Annotated in this window: 6 protein-coding genes and 1 tRNA gene; all 7 read left to right on the plus strand. The window is 63.3% G+C overall.

The window, feature by feature from the left end:
- The first annotated feature begins 315 nt into the window (after nt 1–315).
- The 7 genes from BKE38_RS19855 to BKE38_RS19885 all read left to right on the plus strand — a co-directional run bounded on the left by BKE38_RS19855 (nt 316) and on the right by BKE38_RS19885 (nt 8,132).
- Nucleotides 316–389 (plus strand) — tRNA-Gln (locus BKE38_RS19855).
- Nucleotides 390–493: 104 nt separating this feature from the next.
- Nucleotides 494–1,036: a DUF6538 domain-containing protein gene (locus tag BKE38_RS31595; RefSeq protein ID WP_076958992.1), complete on the plus strand. Its 543-nt coding sequence runs from the start codon at nt 494–496 to the stop codon at nt 1,034–1,036.
- Nucleotides 1,030–2,313 carry a site-specific integrase gene (locus BKE38_RS19865; protein ID WP_165694234.1) on the plus strand — a complete coding sequence of 428 codons (1,284 nt, stop codon included), beginning with the start codon at nt 1,030–1,032 and terminating at the stop codon, nt 2,311–2,313. The genes BKE38_RS31595 and BKE38_RS19865 overlap by 7 nt, the downstream gene beginning before the upstream one ends.
- A gap of 212 nt (nt 2,314–2,525) precedes the next feature.
- Nucleotides 2,526–3,536 (plus strand): tyrosine-type recombinase/integrase, encoded by a 1,011-nt coding sequence (locus tag BKE38_RS19870; protein WP_242662490.1) that lies wholly within the window; start codon nt 2,526–2,528, stop codon nt 3,534–3,536.
- The gene (locus BKE38_RS19875; RefSeq protein WP_075798170.1) at nt 3,536–5,512 is read left to right on the plus strand and encodes a hypothetical protein; all 1,977 of its coding nucleotides are present in this window, start codon (nt 3,536–3,538) and stop codon (nt 5,510–5,512) included. The genes BKE38_RS19870 and BKE38_RS19875 overlap by 1 nt, the downstream gene beginning before the upstream one ends.
- Entirely contained in the window at nt 5,512–7,458 is a 1,947-nt protein-coding gene (locus tag BKE38_RS19880) for a site-specific integrase (protein WP_019460614.1), read from the plus strand. The genes BKE38_RS19875 and BKE38_RS19880 overlap by 1 nt, the downstream gene beginning before the upstream one ends.
- Nucleotides 7,455–8,132: a hypothetical protein gene (locus BKE38_RS19885; protein WP_019460613.1), complete on the plus strand. Its 678-nt coding sequence runs from the start codon at nt 7,455–7,457 to the stop codon at nt 8,130–8,132. Before BKE38_RS19880 ends, BKE38_RS19885 begins: the two co-directional genes overlap by 4 nt.
- The last annotated feature ends 323 nt before the right edge of the window (nt 8,133–8,455 follow it).

The raw sequence follows: 8,455 nt of genomic DNA on the forward strand, positions 1-8,455 counted from the left end.
AGCACGCGGAAGGAGCCGGCCTGGGTGGGGGTGCCGACCAGCAGCCGGCAGTTGTTGGTGCCGAGGTCGATGGCGGCGAAGGCACCATGCGCGGCCCCCGAAAGAAGGCTGGGCGAGGCGACGGCAGGGTTCGACACGATATCGGGCATGGTTTCGGGCCTTTCCCGCACGGCCTGGGCAGGGCGGCGTCGGGGGGCTCTATTATGATTGGGTGGCAGCGGGCCGGGGGCAAGCAATTTTATCCCGCGCGGCAAAACCGCGCATCTGGCCTCTTGCAAGCCCCTGGGGCCGGTGCTATTTCCCCGCCCACGCCGTTGGGGAATAGTTTAACGGTAGAACTCCCGACTCTGACTCGGGCAGTCTTGGTTCGAATCCAGGTTCCCCAGCCACTCCCAAATCCTTCAAAGTCTTCGAGTGCCACCGCCCGGTATGCGGACCACAAGGTCCACATGGCCGGTCCACCCTTTTGCTGGGCAGGACGCGGATGGCACCCATGGCCATTAACCTCCAGTTACGCGGCGCCGTGTATCGATTCAGGCGACGCGTACCCGACTCCCTCGTGGAGCGGATTGGCCGCAAGGAGATCATCCGCTCGTTGGAAACCTCTTCCCGGGCCGAAGCCGGTCTCCGGGCGCGCGTCGCTTGGTTGGCGACGGAGAGGGTCTTCGGGATGGTTCGCGCGAACAAGTCCTTGGAAAGGGCGCAGATTGATGAGTTGTTGCGCAGGCTGACCGATGAGGCGGTCCAGAACTCTCCTACTCGAGCGGAGCTATCCAGGGATTTCGAGCGTCTAGAGCCCAGGTATGTGGATCTGCTCTTCGGCGACGAGGGGCGTAGAGCCATCCTCTCCCATCCTGGCAAAGAGCAAGACCTAATCCTTGAGCACCTCGAACGCCTATTGGATGGCGCCGAGATCGCGGTCCTCAAGGAAGCCACCGAGACGGCTCAGACAGAGGCGCGGGTCCACGAGATCCGGCGACGATGGCTGAGCGCGAACGGCGGGATATGCATTGGATGGCCTTGGCTGCCATGCTGATGCTGAAGGAGGAGCGCTCGGCCAAGGTCCCGACGTCCGCCGCCCTCCCGGCCTCAGAGGCAACGGCAGAGCCTAAGGATGCAGGCCGGAAGGAATCTGCGCCCGCCGCTCTGATGACCACAGGGGCATCGAGCCTCGCATTCCTTGCGCACCGCGATGCCTACCTAGCCAGCCGTGTGCTTGCCACCGACGACTTCCCCGCCCTGAAGCCTAACTCCATCAAACAGGCGACCAAGACTCTTGAGCTCTGGGCCGAGTTGATGGGGGACCGGCCAATTGCTGTGATCACCAAGGTCGAGGCCCGCCGCTTCCGCATCCTGCTTCGGACCCTGCCCGCCGCCTACGGCAAGGCGGTCCGAGCCGGACCCGTTTCGCTGGAGGCTGAGATCCAGCGAGCGCGGGCTCGGCAGGCGGAGGTCGATGGCCGAAACGCGTCCCTGGCACCTGACATGGAGCGCGAGGCGGACATCGCACTGGTCGGTCTCAGGACGGTCAAGCGACACTTCAGCGCGTTGAGCGCCTACTGGCAGTGGCTGGCTAACCATGGCTACGCGCCAGAGGACGCCAACCCGTTCATCGGCTTCTCGTGGCCGGGCGTCCGCAAAGGCCGCAAGGGGCGGGACATGTGGTCGGAGCAGGATCTCCGGACCCTCCTCACCTCCCCCCGCTTTGCCTCCGGCTCCGAGCGCGGCTCCTTCTGGTGGATCACCATCATCGGGATGTACTCGGGAATGCGGGTCGAGGAGATTGCCCGGCTCCGTATTCGCCAGGACATCCGGGACCTCCACGGCAGACTTGCCTTTGTCGTCCAGGAGCAGTTGGGTGTTTGGAGCCCGAAGACTGAGGCAGGCGCCCGAATTGTTCCGGTCCACCCTGTACTGCTGAAGCTCGGCTTCCATGACTTCGTGGAGCGACGGGCGGCTCAAGGTCATCAACGACTGTTCTACGACCTGCCGCCGCGGGGGAAGGAGCAGAGCTACGGCGCCGACTTCTCCCGGGAGTTCTCCAAGTACAAGGCGGCGCTCGGCATCGGACCCGGAACAGTCTTCCACAGCTTCCGGCACTCGGTCCGCACGATCCTGACCAATGCGCCCGCGGACCAGTTCCGCGACGCCTGGATCGACGCCTTCATGGGGCATAGCGCTGACGAGGATGCTGACGAGGGGCGGCCAAAGCGTCAGTCGGTCGGCGTGACCGTCTACCTCAAGGCGGTGGACATGGAGAACCTCTGCAAGGTCGTCGAGGCCATCCGCTACCCTGTCGAGCCGACGCCATGAGCCGAGATCGCCATCGACCTGGCACCGGTCGGGCGACTCGAATCGGCCGCCAGGAGGCGCCACCGAAGGAGCCATGTAAGGGAGAAGCGGACGCCGCGCCGTACCGCTTGGTTGCCTCGACTGCTGACCTGGTCGTCTCTGGCGAATCCTTTCCGGGCCTTCCCCTCTTCAAGCCCAGGGACGCTCTTATTGATGCTGTGCCCTCCTTGTGGGTGCTCGCGGGGGTCAGGGAGCGGAGCTACAGCCTGAACACAGTGGAGGCTTACGCCACGGGCCTGCTCCTCTTCCTGAACAGCCAGGAGGTGGCTGCTCCCAATATCGGCTGGCAGCGCGCGACCAAGGACGACGTTGTCCGCTTCAAGCGCGAGCTTGCAGCACGCGGAAACGACGCCGACACGATCGCGCTGCGTCTCGCAGCCGTCGAGAACTTCTATGCGTGGGCAGAAACCCACGGCTTCGTCCGGGTCAGGCCGTTCAAGGTCAATCCGAAGGGTGAAGGACCCGCGCCGGTCGTCAAGGCGCCTCCAAGCACCCGGGCCCGCAAGGAAGTCTTCACGGAGGAGCAGTTCGAGCGGATCAGGGCCTGCATCGTCATGGACGACCCCATTTTGAGGCGGCGCGTCGACCTGATGTTCCGCTGGGGTTGGGGCGTAGGCCTTCGGGTGGCCGAGGTCTGTGGCCTGTCGGTGCGGAACCTTCGCCGGTCAGTCGAGGCCGAGGCACCCCCGCGCGCCCGCGGCAGGAGCCTCGGGGAAGCGTTTGCCGCCACCGCCGCCGAAGGATTTGTTCTCGACCTCGTTCCCGCCGCTACCAAAGGGGAAAAAGGGGGTGCAGTGCTGGTGCCCCGCGCCCTCATGAAGCCCACAGTGGAGTGGATCGACGGATCCCGCACTGAGTTTGCCAGAGCGGACGCGGACTGGGTTTTCGTCACCGAGGGCGGGAGGCCGCTAACCCCGGAGACGCTGGGACGATACTTCCTGGCAGCCGTCAAAGCCGCGAAAGAAGTGGGTTCTTTCCACTCCCTTCGGCACTCCTACGCGACGCGGGTGCTGTCGGAGTTCAATCGCCTCGGCCACCCCGAACTCGGCGCTCTCTTTGTCCAGAAGCAGTTGCGGCATGCCTACCGGGAGACGACCGAGCAGTACACGCACATGGTGCATATGCGGGACCATGCCATCACCGCTGGGATGGCCGTCAACCGTGCATTTGGTGGGAGGAACTGATGACGACACATGATCGCCTACCTTCCCGGCGCGCGAAGCTTCATGCGGAGAAGATCGCGTCTCTGTTGTCCCTCGGTCCTATTGGCAAGGTACTGGCCTCGCATTTCGAGGAGCGGGTATCCGCTGCTCCGCAGTCCACTGGCCAGACCGTCTGGACGCATGTTTCGGTGATCCGGGACGTCCTCTCAGAACGCGGCGGAACCATTGACGGCCCGATGTTCGATGCCTTGTACACGAGGCTTGAGGCCTCAGGCATGGCGCCCTTGTCGAAGGCTACGCTCTACGGAGGTGCGATGGGCATCGCCAAGCGGTTGATGGATGACGGCGCGATCCCCGCATTCAAGGTGCCGCGTCGCTACGCACACAAGGCGGTCCTCGCTGCAACGCCACCGCCGCGTCGCATGACCGATGGCATCGACCCCGACACGTCGGTTTCAGACCATCAGTTTCTGGAGGCTGTGGTCGACTTCGCCTATGCCGAACTCGAGACGTGGAATAGGAAACGCGCCCTTGCCGCCGAGATCGCGGAGGCGGGGCGGCTGGCCTACCAAGACATGCTCCCCCGGCTGGATGAGAGCCTCGGAAACAAGATGGACTCTGGTTGGGCCGGAGCATTGATTCGCGACCGCAGGGCTGAACTGGCGCGGGACAGCTTTCCAGTGGACGCGATGGGTCTGGCCTCCTTCACCTACTGCTACCTGTTCGCTCAGGAGGCCCTGGACGGCATTCCCTTGACGGCGAATGCGATGGCCCGTGACGGAGGACTGACACCTGCCGAGCGCAGATATGCTCGCAGGATGAAGTTCGTCTCGGGCAGCTACCCCGGGCTCTTCCCTTCGGTCCTGTGCCCGAGCCAGGATGAGGCGGCGGCTCTGGCGGTGCTACTTGCGGCCGCACACGTGAACGCCTTCTCGATTGCCGAACTACGTGCCGGTTGCCTGCGTCCAACCGAGAACCCGAATGTCTACGTCCTGGCCTGGCATAAGCGCCGGGCTGGAGGAGCCATGCACGGTCTGGCGTTCCCAGAAGGAGAAGACTTGGCAGCGGACCGCCAGTACGACGAAGTGGCCGATCCCAGCATCACGTATGACTCAGCCACAGGCGAGGTATCCCGCATTCTTCCTGACCGCGGACGTGCTGTCAGGGGACGCTCTGTCCCCGCTGTCATCCGGCTCTACAAGGACGGCGCTACTGCATTGCGTCGTGCCATGGGGTACCGCGAGGACGACCCCGAGGCGCCCCTCCTCCTGACACGGCCCGACAAGATGTACCCGGGCGAAAAGGCGGGCAACGTTTACCAGCCGAGCCTCGCCACGCTCACGCGTGCTGTCGAGGAATTCCGATTGCGCTTCGCTGAGGCGCGAACCGATGACATCCCAGGCGTGGCGGAAGCGCGATTCACCTTGAAGTCTATTCGTGTGTCCGCGATCCATCAGCATCTACGCGCCAGGCGGGATCCGGCAGCCGTCCAGACGACAGCGCAGCACAAAGGCCCAAGGGCGACGGCCTACTATCTCCGCCACCGGGAAAGCATGCAGATCCACTCCGAGGAGACGCGCCGGATTGTGGATGCGATGGAGACGGCGGTCCGTGAGAACAACCTTGTTGTCGGCTTGGCTGAGGCACCGCCAAATGTCCAGGACATTGGCCACGGTGCGGCCTGCCGGGACCGGTACACTGGCCAAATGCCGGGGCAGCGTGAGGGTCGCCCATGTGACTTCTTCATCGGCTGCCTGACCTGCGAACGTGCCGTGGTCGTTGCCACGCCCTTGAATTACGCACGCATCCTCCGTTGGCGCGACCATCTTCTCTCGTCGCGGAGGCGGCACGATGAGGCTCCTGCACGGTGGGAGCGCTGGATCGCACCACAGTTGCGGGTCATCGAGGATGCATTGGCCGACTTCCCTGCGGACGTGGCACTCGCGGGCAAGGAGATGGCATCGCGCCTTCGTCTTGATTTCGGAGCCGTCTGGTGATGCTGAGATCCCCGCAAGCGACGGTCCCGCAGCACGTCGACCTATTAGCCGATACTGTGGGCGCGACGATGCGCCTGCCGCCATGGGTCAGCGGCGAGGCATACCCGGATTGGCTTGTGCCGGTGCCGAACGAGACGCTCGTCTTTGTGGTGCATGTGCAGAACAAGGCAACCACCATGCGGCCAAGGCTCGACTTCTCGACTTTTTTCGAGGTCGAGGGGGCTCGCTGCACAGTTGCCGAGATCGGGCACCTGACAACGATTGCCCTCTGGACCATCTGGCTGCTCGGCACCGAAGGGCTGGGAAGCAAGCCGTGGAAGCCATCTTCTTTGCCGAATGCCTTCTACGTGCTGCGCAGGGCAAGCCAGTGGATGGCGCGCGAAGGCTTCGGGCGATGGGATATGCTCGGCCCCGATGACATCGTCCGCCTGAAGGAGCACCTCTATGCAGGCGGTCAGCGGAGCCTGCTTGGTCGGTGGGGTCGGCGTTATGCGCTGACCATTCTCAAGGTGCTTCATACCCTGCATCGGCGCTGGAGCTTGATTCCGGACGGGATCACTTTCGACCCTGAGGTGGACGACAAGGTCGTTGTGCGCCGCGTAATCCGGCGTGCGCGCGTGGACAACCCTGACCTGGTAGACAGTGGTCCAGGAGGTACGCGCTCTATTCCTTGGGATACGGCACAGGCGCTTCTCTCGACCGCTGTGACCATGGTCGAAACCATCGACGCCGATGCCGTGAATGACCTCGTCAACGAAGCACAGCAGGCTCTTTATCAAGCCAGAAGGGAGTTACCCCAAAAGCGTGTCGCAGCGTTCGTTCAAGCGCACCTTCGATGGTTTGGAGCAAGGCACCCTGTGGCCGGAAGGCTCATGGAGGCCTATGAGCTAAAGGGGGCTGGGGCCGCGATCGATCTCCATCGCGACTTGATGACCGCCTGCTACATCCTTCTGGCTTCCTTTGGCGCCCTCCGCATCTCAGAAGCGGCAGATCTACCGGCAGTTGGCTGCATCAACGAGCGTCCCGATGGCCCCTGGACGAACACGGTCATCATCAAGACGTCGGACGAAATCCTTGGTAGTAACGTGGCCCGGGTTGTTCCCCCGGTGGTCCGAACTGCTGTTGATACCGCACTTCGTCTGACGGCACCTCATCGGTCTGAAGAACGAACTGAGTTGCTGTTTTCCTATGACCATGACCGTGCCCTGGTCTCGCTGTTCAAGGCCAGGGTTGCCAAGGAGAGGCTGATCCAGTTCGCGAAGCGCAGGATGCCGGGGCATCCTGAATGGGCATACGCGACCCACCAACTCAGGAAGCTGTTTGCCCAACTCTATGTCCGGCGCTTCGAGGGTACACTCCCCGCTCTCCAGCAGCATGTGGGGCATATCTCAAACCGCATGATCGAGGCCTACCTGGACGACCTGGAGATCATCAGGATGATCCGGGACGACCAGAAGGATTTGACCTCGGAAATCATGGCTGGGGTCATGCTTGGCCGGTCGGCGGCTAGCGGGAAGCATGCTGAGGGGTGGCGGGCTGCGGGCATAGAGTACCGGGCGAAGAACATGACCGTCGCCGAGGTTTCGAAGGTAGTCCGCAGGCGCCTTGACGGAGAGCAGATGCACCTCGAGCCGACTGGCATCGGATACTGCGTCAGTAGCCCGGTCTCGGCCGCCAGCGGGCTGTGCGGCCAGAACTCTTTGGGCCTGCCTGACCATGCCAACCGCCAGGACGGCATGTGCTTGGCATGTGTCAACAATGTTAGCACTGAGGCGAACGAGAGCCAGTTGAAGGCAGAGTACGTCCTGCACCGGCAGATGGCCGAGAGCCCGGACGCGGCACCGCCTCTCCAGGAGGCCTCGCGGAAAAGGTGCCTACTCATCCAGCATCGTCTCCGGGAGCTCCAAGAGACACGGCAGGCTGCTCAGCCGGAAGCCTGCGCATGAAGTCCATGGACGCCCTCGTCCTGTCTCTGGACGACATTCTTGACAGTGAGCCGACGGACGGTGCTGCGGCCCCTGGTACCGCGCTGCCTGATGCGGCGGATGCCATCACGGAACCGCCGAGGAATCCTGAATGGCTCCGGTTCGAGGTGGATCTCAGACGTGGTCTCATCGCGGTGAAGCGCCAAGTCATGGGGATCATTGCTGCGGGAGAGCAGCCCAAGAAGATCACTGTTGCTTGGGTGCTGCGCGAGGCTGGGCGCGGACGGTCTCAGTTCTACGCGAAACATGCGGCGTTCGAGGTTCGTATTCTCCGCGCACAGCGAGCGGCCGAGCGGGTCGTGGCACTTCGAGCCAAGAAGGCGCAGCGCCAGCCGGGGAAGACCGAGTTGGCCCAGGAGAACAGACGCCTCAAGGTGAAGATCCAGGAGCTTGAGGCTCGCGAGATCTCTAAGCTGGCGGCGATCGCCTTCGAGCGCGCCTTCCCTCGAGATCTCGTCATCCTGAATGCGGAGAACGCCGCCCTGAGGGCGCAGGTCAGTCGGCTGGAAGAGGAACTCGCGTCTCTCCGATCTTATCTGAGGACCTATGACCGCCATCAAGGCCGGTCGGTGACGCGGGTTGGTAGGCTACATGAGGTCCCACTGCTGGGCAGTGACACACCGACCGAAGGCTGACATTTCTTGGCTACGTAGGGGACTTGGCGCCATCCTCGCCGCTCAACTTGCTGATGAGCTCTCCTCCCGCAGGCGTTCAAAGGCTCAGGTGGTATTCCAGTTAGGGCAGGCCGGACATCCGGGGATCTTCCACAGGCGGCCCTGAGCAATTTCGAGCGTATCTGCTACCATCTTGGACTCCGAGGCAGACCGGACACTTTTTGAATCCGGGTATTTGCTATTACCCCGCCTCTGAAGCTCCCAGGCATTTCTGTCCGGCCACGTATGCCGAGGACGGTGCTCCTGGCCGCCACGCAGCCGCCCATGGGCGGCTGCGTGGCGGC

Source organism: Teichococcus deserti (assembly GCF_001982615.1).
GTDB lineage: Bacteria > Pseudomonadota > Alphaproteobacteria > Acetobacterales > Acetobacteraceae > Pseudoroseomonas > Pseudoroseomonas deserti.